Annotated in this window: 15 protein-coding genes; 8 read left to right on the top strand and 7 right to left on the bottom strand. The window is 42.4% G+C overall.

All coding sequences use genetic code 11. From position 1 onward, the window contains the following. Positions 1-701 precede the first annotated feature (701 nt). From thrS to POV26_RS13360, 6 genes are all read left to right on the top strand, one after another. Positions 702-2,648: a threonine--tRNA ligase gene (gene thrS, locus POV26_RS13385; RefSeq protein ID WP_272856973.1), complete on the top strand. Its 1,947-nt coding sequence runs from the start codon at positions 702-704 to the stop codon at positions 2,646-2,648. A gap of 58 nt (positions 2,649-2,706) precedes the next feature. After that, the gene (gene infC / locus POV26_RS13380) at positions 2,707-3,219 is read left to right on the top strand and encodes a translation initiation factor IF-3 (RefSeq protein WP_272856975.1); all 513 of its coding nucleotides are present in this window, start codon (positions 2,707-2,709) and stop codon (positions 3,217-3,219) included. 77 nt (positions 3,220-3,296) lie between these two features. Continuing rightward, the gene (gene rpmI, locus POV26_RS13375) at positions 3,297-3,494 is read left to right on the top strand and encodes a 50S ribosomal protein L35 (protein ID WP_111844725.1); all 198 of its coding nucleotides are present in this window, start codon (positions 3,297-3,299) and stop codon (positions 3,492-3,494) included. 145 nt (positions 3,495-3,639) lie between these two features. Continuing rightward, positions 3,640-3,984, top strand: a complete 345-nt coding sequence (gene rplT, locus POV26_RS13370; RefSeq protein WP_045081426.1) for a 50S ribosomal protein L20 — start codon at positions 3,640-3,642, stop codon at positions 3,982-3,984. A gap of 108 nt (positions 3,985-4,092) precedes the next feature. Then, positions 4,093-4,401 carry a hypothetical protein gene (locus POV26_RS13365; RefSeq protein ID WP_272856972.1) on the top strand — a complete coding sequence of 103 codons (309 nt, stop codon included), beginning with the start codon at positions 4,093-4,095 and terminating at the stop codon, positions 4,399-4,401. After that, a complete protein-coding gene (locus POV26_RS13360; protein ID WP_272856971.1) occupies positions 4,398-5,039 on the top strand; it encodes an OmpA family protein in 642 nt (213 codons plus the stop codon). Before POV26_RS13365 ends, POV26_RS13360 begins: the two co-directional genes overlap by 4 nt. Before the next feature lie 34 nt (positions 5,040-5,073). Here the strand turns inward: POV26_RS13360 and POV26_RS13355 are convergent, their stop codons facing one another. From POV26_RS13355 to tgt, 6 genes are all read right to left on the bottom strand, one after another. Then, positions 5,074-6,258: an asparagine synthetase B gene (locus tag POV26_RS13355; protein ID WP_336375904.1), complete on the bottom strand. Its 1,185-nt coding sequence runs from the start codon at positions 6,256-6,258 to the stop codon at positions 5,074-5,076. A gap of 215 nt (positions 6,259-6,473) precedes the next feature. Then, positions 6,474-8,027: a replicative DNA helicase gene (gene dnaB / locus POV26_RS13350; RefSeq protein ID WP_272856969.1), complete on the bottom strand. Its 1,554-nt coding sequence runs from the start codon at positions 8,025-8,027 to the stop codon at positions 6,474-6,476. 168 nt (positions 8,028-8,195) lie between these two features. Then, positions 8,196-9,149: an acetyl-CoA carboxylase carboxyltransferase subunit alpha gene (locus tag POV26_RS13345; RefSeq protein WP_272856968.1), complete on the bottom strand. Its 954-nt coding sequence runs from the start codon at positions 9,147-9,149 to the stop codon at positions 8,196-8,198. A 51-nt stretch (positions 9,150-9,200) separates the two neighbouring features. Then, positions 9,201-10,103, bottom strand: coding sequence for a DMT family transporter (locus tag POV26_RS13340; RefSeq protein WP_272856967.1), 903 nt, complete (start codon positions 10,101-10,103; stop codon positions 9,201-9,203). Beyond that, on the bottom strand, positions 10,090-11,169 hold the full coding sequence (locus tag POV26_RS13335; RefSeq protein WP_272856966.1) for an LptF/LptG family permease: 1,080 nt from the start codon (positions 11,167-11,169) through the stop codon (positions 10,090-10,092). Before POV26_RS13335 ends, POV26_RS13340 begins: the two co-directional genes overlap by 14 nt. A 2-nt stretch (positions 11,170-11,171) precedes the next feature. After that, on the bottom strand, positions 11,172-12,302 hold the full coding sequence (tgt, locus tag POV26_RS13330; RefSeq protein WP_272856965.1) for a tRNA guanosine(34) transglycosylase Tgt: 1,131 nt from the start codon (positions 12,300-12,302) through the stop codon (positions 11,172-11,174). Between the two features lie 262 nt (positions 12,303-12,564). Here tgt and POV26_RS13325 point away from each other — a divergent pair, with 262 nt between their 5' ends. Together POV26_RS13325 and POV26_RS13320 are read left to right on the top strand one after the other, a co-directional pair. Then, on the top strand, positions 12,565-13,410 hold the full coding sequence (locus POV26_RS13325) for a transketolase (protein ID WP_062622639.1): 846 nt from the start codon (positions 12,565-12,567) through the stop codon (positions 13,408-13,410). Between the two features lie 17 nt (positions 13,411-13,427). After that, on the top strand, positions 13,428-14,381 hold the full coding sequence (locus POV26_RS13320; RefSeq protein WP_272856964.1) for a transketolase family protein: 954 nt from the start codon (positions 13,428-13,430) through the stop codon (positions 14,379-14,381). Positions 14,382-14,463: 82 nt separating this feature from the next. Here the strand turns inward: POV26_RS13320 and POV26_RS13315 are convergent, their stop codons facing one another. Next, positions 14,464-15,390, bottom strand: coding sequence for an FKBP-type peptidyl-prolyl cis-trans isomerase (locus tag POV26_RS13315; protein WP_272856963.1), 927 nt, complete (start codon positions 15,388-15,390; stop codon positions 14,464-14,466). Positions 15,391-15,445 lie beyond the last annotated feature (55 nt).

Below are 15,445 nucleotides of genomic sequence, written 5' to 3'. Positions count from 1 at the left end.
CTTCATCGTAGGATCTTCAATAATATTGCGACCATACTCCATAAAGAGCCCGACTCTCAAAAAAAATCTCGGGATTCTCACTTAGTTTAGTTTTCTAATGTCTGCCCGCGAACCGTAAACGGAACGCAGACATACGCTGTCAATTTCAATATCTCAATGAACTTTTATTTCTTATTTTGCGCGCTTTCAAATCGTGTTTTGTAGTCACTCATTGTTTTAGCGGGTGCAAATGTACAACTCTTTTTTAAACCTGCAATACTTTTTTAAAAAATATTTCAAAAAAAAATTAAGAGCGTTATTTTTGCTTTGCAGAACGTTACTATTTGTTCTTTTAAGCGGGTGCAAATATAGATTGCTTTTTCATTCCCGCAAATTTAATATGCATTTATTTTGAAATATTTTTTCAGCGGTTAACTAAGCGTTTGAAACGCCATAACTTAGCCCCGAAAATATTTTTGGGCCCTCACTATACCTTAATATATATACTATTTTCGGAATTAGCCCTGCGTTAAGGATTGAACGGCATGTTTGAGCTCTCCCAATGCGCCATTTTAGCGCATTGGGAAGCGAGTAGTGAAAGCCTGCCCCATAACCGCAAAAACGGTTATGGGGAACGCCCAAAAAATAATCATAATCAATAAAGTGGTTATTGCACACCGCCGAAACTAATAGTATCTTTGCACCCTAAAATTTTTCAGTATATGATAGCCATTACCTTACCAGACGGAAGTGTAAAGCATTTTGATGCAGGGGTTACGCCTATGGACGTGGCCAAAAGTATTAGCGAGGGACTTGCGCGCAACGTGATCTCGGCGTCCTTTAACGGCAAAACCATTGAAACGGCCACGCCATTAGTTGAAGACGGAAGCTTGGTGCTTTATACCTGGAATAATGACGAGGGGAAAAAGGCGTTTTGGCATTCGTCTGCGCACATACTTGCACAGGCACTGGAGGAATTGTACCCAGGCATAAAATTGACCATTGGCCCGGCCATTGAGAACGGATTTTATTACGATGTGGATTTTGGCGACAGGACCATTTCGGAAAAAGACCTTAAAGAAATTGAGGACAGGATGCTGGAAATTGCTCGCGGAAAACACGAGTTCTCCATGCGTGAGTCCACAAAAGCGGAGGCATTGGATTTTTATAAAAAACAGGACAACGAATATAAGGTTGAACTGATCGAAAACCTGGAAGACGGAACGATTACCTTCTGCGACCACGATACCTTTACCGATTTGTGCCGCGGAGGCCATATTCCAAATACCGGAATTGTAAAGGCCGTTAAGCTGATGAGCATTGCCGGTGCCTACTGGCGCGGCGATGAAAAGAACAAACAGCTTACGCGCATCTACGGCATCAGCTTTCCGAAGCAAAAGGATCTGACCGAGTACCTTGAACTACTGGAGCAGGCCAAGCAGCGCGACCACCGAAAACTGGGAAAGGAACTTGAGCTTTTTACGTTTTCGCAAAAGGTGGGGCAAGGGCTTCCGTTGTGGTTGCCAAAAGGGGCGGCGCTTCGCGAGCGACTTGAGAACTTCTTAAAGAAAGCCCAGAAAAAAGCCGGTTATGAAATGGTGGTCACGCCCCATATTGGCCAAAAGGAACTATATGTTACCTCTGGCCACTACGCAAAGTATGGTGCCGACAGTTTTCAGCCAATCCACACTCCAGCTGAGGGCGAAGAGTTTCTATTGAAGCCGATGAACTGTCCGCACCACTGCGAAATTTACAATAGCAAACCATGGTCCTATAAAGACTTGCCGAAGCGTTTTGCGGAATTCGGCACAGTATATCGATATGAACAAAGTGGCGAACTCCACGGTTTGACGCGCGTTCGTGGATTTACACAGGATGATGCACATATTTTCTGTACGCCGGACCAATTGGATGCCGAGTTTAAAAAAGTAATCGATCTGGTGCTGTATGTTTTTGGATCGTTGGGGTTTGAGAGTTTTACGACGCAGGTATCGTTAAGAGACCCCAACAAACCGGAAAAATATATTGGAAGCCCAGATTTATGGGAAAAGGCAGAACAGGCAATAATAAGCGCCGTAAAGGATAAAGGGCTCGACTTTGTAATTGAAGAAGGAGAAGCGGCATTTTATGGCCCCAAGCTGGATTTTATGGTGAAGGATGCCCTGGGAAGAAGCTGGCAACTGGGAACAATTCAGGTTGATTACACCCTCCCCGAGCGATTTGAACTGGAATATAAAGGCAGTGATAACGAGATGCACAGACCCGTTATGATTCACCGTGCGCCCTTTGGAAGTATGGAGCGTTTTGTTGCAATTCTATTGGAGCATACCGGTGGAAACTTTCCGCTTTGGTTGATGCCTGAACAGGTAAGTATTTTGTCATTAAGTGAAAAATATGAAAAATACTCCCAAAAAGTTTTAAATTTGCTTGAAAATGACGAAATTCGCGCCCTTGTTGACAATAGGAACGAAACCATTGGCAAGAAAATCAGGGAGGCTGAAATGAACAAAATCCCGTATATGTTGATTGTGGGCGAACAGGAAGAGAAAGATGGAACGGTTTCTGTACGTAAACACGGCGAAGGCGATTTGGGCACAATGACGCCAAAAGCCTTTTCAGAATTGATTCAACAAGCAGTAAAGGAAGAATCGAAAGAATTTAATGTTTAACTAAAATTAGTAAGCCATAGCAATACGAAGAAAAAGAAGTAGAGGACCTGCAAGGGTAATTAAGGAAGATCAACACAGAATCAATGGAAAGATTCGTGCGGAAGAAGTTCGCCTTGTAGGAGACAATGTTGAAATAGGAGTTTATCCTTTAAAAAAAGCACGTGAGATTGCCGAAGAGCAAGAGCTTGATCTTGTGGAAATTTCACCAAATGCAAACCCTCCCGTTTGTAAAGTAATAGACTATAAAAAGTTTGTTTACGAACAGAAAAAACGTGAAAAGGCGCTAAAGGCCAAAGCGAGCAAGGTTACCATTAAGGAAATCAGGTTTGGGCCAAATACCGACGATCACGACTACGAGTTCAAAAAGAAACACGGCGAAAAGTTTTTGCAGGAAGGTTCAAAATTGAAGGCATACGTTTTCTTCAAGGGACGTTCCATTATATACAAAGACCAAGGTGAGATTTTGCTTTTGCGACTTGCACGGGATCTGGAGGAATACGGAAAAGTAGAGCAAATGCCAAAACTGGAAGGCAAGCGAATGATTATGTTCATTGCCCCTAAGAAAAAATAGAAACGCATAGAGACGCACGGCCGTGCGTCTATAACGAAATTTAAAATAAAGCGAAATAATAATTAATAATAGGAAACATGCCGAAACAAAAAACAAAATCCAGTGCCAAAAAGCGTTTTAAGCTTACGGGTACAGGTAAGATCAAAAGAAAGCATGCGTTTAAAAGCCACATCTTGACAAAGAAGAGCAAAAAACGCAAACTTGCATTGACCCATGACGGGTTGGTGGACAAGGCCGACGAAAGCAATGTTAAGCAAATGCTTCGATTGAAGTAATACCGCTTAACCGGTTAAAACAATTATTTAAACCCTGGAGTAGTGCCTTAAAAGAGTTATGAGTTATGAGTTATGAGTTCAGAAAGTAAAATTTTGAATCTTTAACCTTGAACTTTAACCGCCTGCTACAAAAAAAATTAAAATTATGCCAAGATCAGTAAATTCAGTTGCGAAGAGAGCCCGCAGAAAAAAGGTTCTTAAACAGGCCAAAGGTTACTTTGGAAGACGTAAAAACGTATGGACGGTTGCCAAAAACGCTGTGGACAAAGCAATGCTTTATTCATACCGTGACCGTCGTGCAAAAAAGAGAAATTTCAGATCCCTTTGGATCACCCGTATCAACGCGGGCGCAAGACAGCATGGAATGTCTTATTCACAGTTTATGGGAAGTTTAAAAAACAGCGGAATCGAGCTTAACCGTAAGGTTTTGGCCGATTTGGCGATGAACCACCCAGAGGCTTTTGCCGCAATCGTAAAACAAGTAAAATAAGACATTAACTATATTATTTCGCCAAAGGACCGCTTCAGCAATGAGGCGGTTTTTTTATGTGAAAAATTCAACTAAGGAAGTTTGACTATCTTCGTTAAAAATAGACGAATGGTCCGTTCCGTACTTCTTCTCTTTATAATGCTGTTTGTTTCGGAAGGGTTTCTTTTCGCCCAAAAAGCTACGGGTAAACGTTATCGGATTGATAGGTACGAATCCATCTATCTTCCCTTGGGGAAAATTTCCTTTGCCGATAAACTTGTTGAATACAATGTGGGATCGCCTGCACCGATTCACAAATATAGAGACAGCGTGCAATGTCTTCACGAACCAAATTACAAAAATTACCAAACCCCAAATTTCGTTTCCTTGGGTTGCGGCGGTAGTTTGACCGTGGAATTTACGACAATGGTTTTATGAACCTGCCCGGCGACGACCTCTATCTTTTTGAAGTTGGGCCTTCACAGGAACCTGCAAAAGTGGAGATTTCCCAAAACGGTACAGATTGGGTATATGCGGGAAAAATTGCGGGCGGAAAATCGGCAATAGATTTAAGCAAGGTTGGAATTGATGATGAAACCGTTTTCTATTTTCTTCGAATAACCGATTTAAAAGATCTCTGTAGAAGCAAAAGTGCGGGAGCAGATTTAGATGCCATTGGCGCCATAAACAGTGTTATAAAACTCACGATAAATGCCGATGTCCTGTTTGACGTTGCCAAATACGATTTGAAGGAAACCGCCAAACAAAGTCTCGATTCCTTATCAAAAACCATTCAAAAAGTGGATAAGGCAACCATTCTGATTGAAGGACATACCGATAGTGATGGCGAGGAAAATTCAAATAGGGTACTTTCTGAAAACAGGTGCATTTCAGTAAAAAATAGACTTATCGAAATTTTTGGGGAAGACGCATTATACGAATTCGAAATAAAACCGTATGGCGAAAGCAAACCGCGTGTTCCAAATGATTCCGAAGAAAACAAACAGCAAAACAGAAGGGTGGAAATTACCGTCTTACCGCCGAGGGATTATTACGAAAGTCTTTCCACGGAATAGGTTTGAGGTGTGAGGTATGAGGACTTTGTAAGATTTAGGTTTTCTGTTTCTTCTTCTTGGCAGCAGGAAACAACACATTGTTCAAAATAAGCCGGTAGCCCGGCGAATTGGGATGGAGCGCCAATTCAGTCTTGGCATCCCCTACCCTATGTTGATAGTCTTCCGGATCGTGGCCGCCGTAGAACGTAAAAAAACCTTTTCCTTTTATTCCGTGAATATATCGGGCCTCGCCATTGGTTTTGTTTTCGCCCATCACCAGGACATTCGCTTTAATTTCGTTGGGATCAAAAGAGGTGGTCTGCCCCATAAAACCTTTTACCAAAGCTGTGTGGTTTTGGCAAAGCATCGTAGGGATCGGGTCCCACTTTGCGGAATAATCCATTAATGTGAAGTAATCACTTTCCTTGGCAATCCTACGTTTTTCGGTCATATCAATACTGGAAAATTCATAAACCATTGGATTTCGCTCCAAAATAAAATCGGTAAAGGCAAAGGTTTTGCTGTAATCAATTTTGCTTTGATAATTTGGTTCGCTCGGGTCGCCGTCAAACATGGGTTCGCAAATATCAACGCCTTCCGCGGAAAGGGCTATGTCAAAACTATCGGTGGCACTGCACATGGCGAACATAAAGCCACCCCCAATTACATAATCGCGGATTTTTTTGGCAACGGCCAATTTTTCTTCGGAAACCTTATTGTATCCCAATTTTGCGGCAAGCGCTTCGGCCTTGGCCTTCTCCTCAATATACCAAGGCGCGGAACGATAGGCGCGATAAAATTTTCCGTACTGCCCGGTGAAATCCTCGTGGTGCAGGTGAAGCCAATCGTAAAGAATCAATTGGTCGCCCAGTACTTCTTCATCGTAAATAACGGTATAGGGAATTTCAGCATAGGTCAAAACCATCGTTACGGCATCGTCCCACGGAAGATTTCCTTTTGGCGAATAAACTGCAATTTTCGGAGCTTTTTCCAAAACCACGGCGTCCATATTCTTGGAAGGACTGCTTATTTCGGTAAGAATCTGTTCGGTTTTACTATCGGAAATCACTTCAAAGGAGACCCCACGGATCTGGCATTCCTTCTGGATTTCGGGGGAATCGGGCATTAAAAAAGAACCGCCGCGATAGTTTAGCAACCATTTCACTTTTTGCTGTTTTTCCAAAACCCAATACGTAATTCCGTAGGCCTTTAAATGTTCCTTTTGGCTTTCGGAATCCATTGGAATAAGGATGTAGGAAGCAGAAGCTTTTAGGGAAAAGAGTATTAAGAATATGACTGAAAAGTATTTTATCATAATGGATTTTTAGAAAGAAACCAAGAGATTCCCGCCTTCACGGGAATAAAGATAACGACAATTTTTAAGCCATGTTTTAGATGTGAACAAATATAATTCGAAACACGCCCCTTTCGACTGGGCTCAAGGTGACAAATTACTTAAAACGGCACATCATTATCCTCCTCAATGGAAAAATCATCGTTCATCGAACTTCCGAAGGCTTCGTTTGGAGAAGGCAGGTTCTTTGTCTTGAAGGTATCATCGTTCGCGGCATCGTTCATGCGGGAGTGGATTTCCGTCGGCATTTCATAATCGGCCAAACTTTCAAACTTACCGAGATGGCCGATAAATTTCAAACGGATTTCATCCAAACCGCCGTTACGGTGCTTTGCGACAATAAATTCTGCCTGTCCCGCCGTTGGGGTGTGTTCTTCATCATCCCATTCGTCAATTTTGTAATATTCGGGACGATAAATGAAGGAAACGATATCGGCATCCTGTTCAATGGCCCCAGATTCCCGAAGGTCGGAAAGCAGGGGGCGTTTGCTGCCGCCACGGGTTTCCACCGCACGGGAAAGCTGCGACAGCGCGATTACCGGAATGTTCAATTCTTTTGCCAATGCCTTTAGGTTTCGAGAAATGGTAGAGATTTCCTGCTCGCGGTTCCCTCCTTTTTGGCTACCGCCGGCGGTCATCAATTGCAAATAATCCACAACAATAAGTTTAATGCCGTGCTGTGATGAAAGTCTTCTCGCTTTGGCGCGTAAATCAAAAATTGAAAGTGAAGGGGTATCATCTATAAAAAGCGGTGCTTTTTCGAGGCCTTTCACTTTTACGTTCAACTGTTCCCACTCGTGCTTTTCAAGGTTCCCGGTTCGCAGTTTTTCGGAACTCAAATGAGTTTCGGATGAAATCAAACGGGTTATAAGCTGTACAGAGGACATTTCCAAAGAGAAAAACGCCACGGGAATGTTGTGCTCCACCGCAATATTCCGCGCCATGGAAAGCGTCAGGGCCGTTTTCCCCATACCCGGACGGGCAGCGATTATTATCAAATCGCTGGGCTGCCAGCCCGAAGTGAGCTTATCGACCTTTGCAAAGCCCGAGGGAACGCCCGAAAGGCCTTCTTTATTGGCTATTTCCTCAATACGTTTCTTTGCTTGTATTACAAGATTCTGCGCCGTTTCGGAAGAACGCTTTATGTTTCCCTGGGTAACTTCATATAATTTTGCTTCGGCGTTGTCCAAAAGATCAAAAACGTCCGTGCTTTCATTATAGGAATCCTCAATTATTTCGTTTGAAATTTTAATGAGGCTTCGCTGGATATATTTCTGAAGAATGATGCGCGCGTGGAACTCAATATGTGCCGAAGAGGACACTTTTTGGGTCAATTGAATCAAATAAAACTCGCCTCCCACAAGCTCCAGTTTTCCTTGTTGCTTGAGTTTCGTGGAAACGGTTAATAAGTCCACTGGTTGGCTGTCTTCAAACAAATTGTGTATGGCTTCAAAAATGTGTTGGTGGGCTTGTTTATAGAAAACTTCAGGATGTAGGATATCTATTACCTCATCGACCCCTTTTTTGTCGATCATCAAAGCGCCGAGCACAACTTCTTCTAAATCAATAGCTTGTGGCGGTATTTTGCCTTTTTCAAGCGATATGACCTGTGCAGAACGGGGTGAAAAGCTGGTATGAGGTTTGATTTTTTCCATTATGCGAAAGTAAATAAAATGTTAAGAGGAAGGAATGATTTTTGTCAGTACGATATTAACCATCCTTCAACAATTGAACTGTTGAAAACTCTAAAATATTGTTGATAACCCGTAAAAAAATCCGAGGCTTCCACCTCGGATTTCCGTAATGTAAAGCTATAGTACAATCTAACTTTTGAACTCACCCATTTCCAAATATTTTTCCATTCTATTTTTTACCAAATCGGTTGGGGATAACATTTTTAATGCTTTATATTGTTTTTCAATTACCCCTGCAACTGTCCTAAAGGTTTTCTCCCGGTCGCTATGTGCGCCCCCTAAAGGTTCCTTTACAATTTCATCGATAAGTTTGAGTTTTTTCATGTCAATTGCCGTCAGTTTCAGGGCTTCCGCGGCCTGTTCTTTAAATTCCCAGCTTCGCCATAATATAGAAGAACAGCTTTCCGGGGAGATTACAGAGTACCAAGTGTTTTCGAGCATCAATACTTTATCGCCAACGCCAATTCCCAAAGCACCGCCACTGGCTCCCTCTCCAATTATTACAACAATAATAGGCACCTTTAAGCGGGTCATCTCCAAAATATTTCGGGCAATGGCCTCACCCTGCCCTCTTTCCTCGGCCTCCAATCCTGGAAACGCGCCCGGGGTATCTACGAAACATACTACGGGCAGGTTGAATTTTTCCGCAGATTTCATCAACCGCAACGCCTTTCTGTAGCCTTCTGGGTTTGCCATCCCAAAATTTCTGAATTGGCGGGTCTTTGTGTTGTACCCTTTCTGTTGGCCCACGAACATATAACTTTGGTCGCCTATTTTTCCAAGGCCACCAACCATGGCTTTATCGTCCTTAAAACCTCGGTCTCCGTGGAGTTCCAAAAAGGAATCGCCACAAATAGCTTTTATATAATCCATCGTATAGGGACGGTCCGGATGGCGCGAAAGCTGCACGCGTTGCCATGGCGTAAGGTTTTTGTAAATTTCCTTTTTGGTATCGTTCAGTTTCTTTTCAATCTGTTTGCAGGTGTTGGACACGTCCACATCGCTTTCCTCGCCGATCAGGCAAGCTTTTTCGTATTGTTCCTGCAATTCTTTTATAGGGAGTTCAAAATCAAGATATTCCATAATTTTTTCCTTCGTTTTATAAAGGTTGGTTTACAAAGATAAAATTTTGTTTTAGGTGTTATGCAATCTTCTTCGTTTTCTTTCTTGGGTTATTTTTATAATTCCATTCGCAATAACGGTAAGTAGTATTATAAGGGCGCCATAGTAAAACTGTGGGCTCATATTTTCCGAATCGCCCAAGACGATGAGCGCCAAAATGATACCATACACAGGTTCCATATTTATAGTGAGCATAACGGTATAGGGGCTTATCCATTTCATCACGTGAATGGAGGCGATAAAGGCATAAGCGGTACAGGCCGAAGCCAATATTATCAAATAAATCCAGTCGTGGGCCGAAACGGTGAAAAACGCTGTGTTGAATTTTCCAGCGAAAGCGAGATAGATAGTGATTCCGATAACGCCAAAAAGCAATTCATAAAAGGAAATGGTCGATGCTTTGTGCTCCAAGACGTACTTTCCGTTGATTACGGAAAATAGCGCACTTAAAAATGCTGAAATAAGTGCCAAAATAATTCCCAGAGTATAGGAAGCTTCCACGTCGAAAATTATGTAAAGTCCAACGACCACGATAAGTCCGAACAGCACTTCGTATAAAATAATTTTTCTGCCGTAAAGCAAAGGTTCCAAAAGCGAGGCGAAAAAAGCTCCGGTGGAGAGCACCGCAAGCGTCACCGAAACGTTTGAAGCTTTGATTGCCCCAAAAAAAGTAAGCCAGTGCAGGGCAATCAGAATTCCCGCAAAGCAAAATTTGCCCAATGTTCTAAGTGAAAACCTTAAATTTTCCTTTTTGAAGATCAAAAAAAGAAAAACAAAACCCGCCGCCAATAACATCCGGTACCAAACCAGCGGAATGGCTTCCAAAGAGATCAAAGCGCCCAGTACGGCGGTAAACCCCCAAATGAAAACTATAAAATGTAGATGTAGATAATTGAGGAGCTTATCGTTTCGCATTTCTTAAAAGATAGATTGCCAATATACCAAATACAAAATTTGGGAACCAAGTTGCTATAAGCGGAGAAAATGAACTTTGTTCTGCCATGGTTCCGAAAATTTTATCGAAAAAAATAAAAACCATTCCTATGCTTATACCAATGGCAAGGTTCACCCCCATTCCACCACGCCTTTTTACAGATGAAACCGCAACGGCAATAATAGTTAAAATATAAGCCGAAACAGGCAAGCTCCACCGTTTGTAGCGCACCACTTCGTACCGATTGATGTATGAGGAACCGCGCGCCTTTTCCTTTTTGATGAAGTCGTTCAGCTCAGTAAAATTAAGTGTTTCCGCAATGTAGGTTACCGGGGTTAAATCTTCCATGGAAAACGCAAAAACGGTATCCAATTTATGCTTGCTTTCCAGAATATCTCCCCTTTCGCCAATTTTCCGTTTGTGGTACCCAAAAAGTGTATAAGTGCTGTCCGTATCGTTAAATTTTATCCGGGTCGCGCTGATTTTATAGGTCATTTTGTTGCCTTCAAAATGTTCTAAAGTGAAATTGCTTCCTATCTTTTCTTTCACATTAAAATAGCTCACATAGATATAATCGTTGTCATTTATCTGGGTGTAAACATTGCTTTGGTCCCTATCCTGCTTTCCTTTCTTTAGATATTCATATGAAAATTCATTAAACCCCTTACTGGCTTTTGGCGCCAAATACATGCTGAAAACAAGTGCCGCAATACACACGATGGTAGCTCCAATAATATAAGGACGAAGAAAACGGTAATACGAAACCCCGCTACTTAAAAAAGCAATTACTTCGGTATTGTTGGCCAGTTTTGAAGTGAACCAAATAACCGAAAGAAACAAAAACAGCGGAAAGAGTAGATTCGCAAAGTAAATGGTGAAATTGTACAGGTAAATGAGAACCTCCGTCAACGGCACTTCGTTATCGAGGATTTTATCAATCTTTTCCGCAAGGTGCACAGTAATACCTATTGGTATGAATAGCAGCAAAAGGAGCGAAAAAGTGCCCAAATATTTACGGAGTATGTATCTGTCCAGTATGCTGAGCATCCTTATAATCTTTGATCCAGTTTCTTTATCATGCCGTTTTTCCATTGGGCAAAATCACCCGCTAAGATATGTTTTCTCGCTTCACGAACCAACCATAAATAAAACCCAAGATTGTGGATGGTGGCAATCTGCCTTCCCAACATTTCGTTTACGGTAAACAAGTGGCGAAGATACGCTTTGTTATATTCGGTATCTACCCAAGTAATTCCCATCGGGTCAATTACCGAAAGATCTGCTTCCCACTTTTTGTTTTTGATATTGATAATCCCTTCGGAAGTGAAAAGCATGCCGTTCCTTCCATTGCGGGTAGGCATTACGCAGTCAAACATATCAATACCCAACGCAATGTTTTCCAAAATATTCACTGGGGTACCCACGCCCATTAAATAACGCGGTTTTTCCTTCGGAAGAATTTCAGTCACAACCGCAGTCATTTCGTACATTTCTTCAGCAGGTTCGCCAACCGAAAGGCCGCCGATGGCATTGCCCGCTGCCCCAACGGAAGCGATATATTCTGCGGATTGTCTTCTCAAATCTTTATACGTACTTCCTTGAACAATCGGGAAAAAAGTTTGGCCGTAATCGTATTTTAAAGGCGTTTTTTCCAAATGCTTTATGCAGCGGTCCAGCCAACGATGGGTCATGTGCATCGAGCGTTTTGCGTAATTGTATTCGCACGGGTATGGGGTACATTCGTCAAAAGCCATGATGATGTCGGCACCAATGGTGCGTTGTATCTCCATCACATTTTCAGGAGTGAAAACGTGATAACTCCCGTCAATATGGCTTTTGAATTTTACCCCTTCCTCTTTAATTTTCCGATTTGCCGAAAGCGAATACACTTGGTAGCCGCCACTGTCGGTCAAAATATTTCGATCCCAGTTCATAAATTTATGGAGCCCGCCCGCTTTTTCGAGAATTGGTATCTGTGGCCGCAAGTATAAATGATAGGTATTCCCGAGAATGATGTCTGGGTTGATGTCTTCCTTCAACTCCCGCTGATGCACGCCCTTTACGGTGCCCACGGTGCCAACCGGCATAAAGATTGGGGTTTCAATAACTCCGTGATCGGTAGTTATTGTCGCGGCGCGGGCTTGGCTTTGTAAATCTGTGGCTTCTAATTTAAAGTGCATGCAGCAGTTTTTATTGAGGGGGCAAAGATAACGGTTATTAAATTCCAAAACGCAACTTCCAAATGACAAAATTTTTCAGTTGGGTGCTGGGTGACGGATGAGCGATGACCGAAGTGCGATTTGTTATATTCTTCTATCTTCGAACATCCGTCTTCCAGCAATTCTGTTAACAAAACCCGCAAATCGTTAATAAAAGCATACGTTTCAACTTTGAACCGCTTGCTGAATGCCTTACTTTTGACACTGAAAATTAAAACACATTATGGCAGATTACAAAGCACTCGAAGATTTGGTGGTTCAAGTCCGACGGGATATTCTACGACAGGTACACAAAGTAAATTCCGGACACCCCGGGGGTTCTCTTGGCTGTACCGAATTTTTCGTTGCACTATACAATGAACTGATGGAACGAAACGAAAACTTCACCATGGACGGTATTGGTGAAGATTTATTTTTTCTTTCAAACGGACATATTTCACCGGTTTTTTACAGTGTTTTGGCACGGGCGGGATATTTCCCCGTGGAAGAGTTGAACACCTTCCGCCTTTTGAATTCAAGATTGCAGGGACATCCCACTACCCATGAAGGTTTGCCGGGCGTACGTGTAGCTTCGGGTTCTTTGGGACAGGGCATTTCGGTATCTATTGGGGCGGCACTTACCAAAAAATTAAACAAAGACAAACACTTAGTTTACACTCTTTGCGGCGATGGCGAATTGCAGGAAGGCCAAAACTGGGAAGCGATAATGTATGCCGCCGGAAATAATGTGGACAACCTGATAGTAACCGTAGATTTAAACGGGCAGCAGATTGATGGTGCTACTAAAAACGTCCTTCCTTTGGGAAATTTGAAAGCAAAATTTGAAGCTTTCGGCTGGGATGTGATGGATATTGAGAAAGGAAACGACCTGAAAGCCATTATTGCCGGAATGAAAAAGGCGAAAGAAAAAACAGGTAACGGAAAACCCGTTTGTGTTTTGTTGCATACAGTAATGGGCAACGGCGTTGATTTTATGATGCACACCCACGATTGGCACGGAAAAGCGCCAAACGACCAGCAGTTGGAAACAGCGCTTTCACAGAATCCTGTAACCTTGGGAGATTATTAAAATTGAAAATAGTTCAGATGAAAAAATATACAGATACAGGTAAAAAAGATACGCGTTCAGGTTTTGGGGACGGACTCACGGAACTTGGAAAGAAAAACAAAGATGTGGTTGCACTTTGTGCAGACCTTACGGGTTCGCTTAAAATGGACGAGTTTAAGGATAACCATCCGGAGCGCTTCTTTCAAGTGGGTATAGCCGAAGCAAATATGATAGGCATTGCTGCGGGAATGACCATTGGCGGGAAGATTCCCTTCACCGGAACTTTCGCGAATTTTTCTACGGGAAGAGTTTACGACCAAATCCGCCAAAGTGTTGCTTACAGCGGAAAAAACGTAAAAATCTGCGCCTCGCACGCTGGAATTACTTTAGGGGAAGATGGCGCCACGCACCAAATTTTGGAAGACATCGGCTTGATGAAGATGCTTCCGGGGATGACGGTTATCAATACCTGCGATTACAACCAAACCAAAGCTGCAACGATTGCAATTGCGGATTTTGAAGGCCCCGTTTACCTACGCTTTGGAAGACCGAAAGTTGCAAACTTCACTCCTGCTGACCAAAATTTTCAAATAGGAAAAGCAGTTCAATTACAGGAAGGGAATGACGTTACTATAATTGCAACCGGCCATTTGGTTTGGGAAGCCCTGCAAGCTGCGGAAACTTTAAATGCACACGGAATTACTGCCGATGTAATTAACATTCACACCATAAAACCGCTGGACGACGAGGCAATTTTGAAAAGCATTAAAAAAACAGGCTGCGTTGTAACTGCCGAAGAACACAATTTTCTTGGCGGTTTGGGTGAAAGTGTAGCGCGTGTGTTAGCTACGCATCATCCTGCTCCGCAAGAATTTATTGCCACGCAAGACACATTTGGAGAATCCGGAACTCCAGAGCAATTAATGGATAAGTATGGGTTGAACGCCTCGGCCATTGTAAGTGCTGTTCAAAAAGTCATTGCCCGAAAGTAAAAACGAAATTCCAAATCTTTTATAAATTGAAATGCCCCACCTTAATTGCGCGGGGCTTTCTATATTATAAAAATCGTATTCGTTATATGGATGGGTCCAAATAATCCGGAATACCGTTTCCATTTCTATCTGGAAAGGTAACAACTCCGTTAATAATTTCAATTTCGTATTCTGTGAGTCTTCCATCACCGTCATCATCGGTATCCAAATAATTGGCAATGCCGTCACCGTCAGTATCATCATCATATACAGAGCCATTGCCATTAAGATCTTCCAGATAGGAGTCTATGCCATCATTATCGTGATCCATAACTTCAAAATCAAATAACTCAAAAGAAAAGATTACTTGTTCGTATGCCTTGAGTCCGCCGGTAGGAGGTGGATATTGAAAATAAGCCAATCCAGAGGGGATGAATACCGCTCCAATACCATAATTTTCAAAAGAAAGTGTACCATCTGGGTTAATAATAGGATCCCCTTCAGCTCCTTTAAATTCAATAATTATTTGTTGCAATCCTCGAATTATTCCTGAGGTGGGAGGGTTATCCACAAGCTCAAACTTAACGGGTATCACGGAACTATCAAATAAATCGAGATTCATCAACCTTCCATCATAGGTGTTGGTGGTTCTATCACAGAAATGGGGATGTTCATCTCCGCCCCCTTCGCGAACCTTAAGATAGTATAGTTTATAAACAACGGTATTGTCCACCAAATCTTTTACTTCCTTGGAGGTCACCTGCTGCATCAATGGAATTTTTGAGGCGTTGTCGCCCGCAATGGTATCAAATTTCAGTTTAAAGTTTTCAGGATCGGCCTGAAATTCTTCGTAATTATAAAAATGGGTTTCCAAAAATTCCTCAATCTCTGCCTGTGCGCGAACGGCTTCCTCACCCCGGTCTCTTGGCGGTGGCGGTGGCGGGATAGGATCGTCATCCTTCTTACAGGAAACGGTAATGGTAAGCGTAAGGATAAGAAAAGCAACTCCGAATTTAATTTTTGTCATCATCAATTTTTTGTGGGCGCAAGATACAATTTTCCGTTATTTTTGCATACCACATTAA

The sequence above is a fragment of the Aequorivita todarodis genome (assembly GCF_028561335.1).
Taxonomy (GTDB): Bacteria; Bacteroidota; Bacteroidia; order Flavobacteriales; family Flavobacteriaceae; genus Aequorivita; species Aequorivita todarodis.
This window is presented reverse-complemented; position numbering and strand designations above follow the sequence as displayed.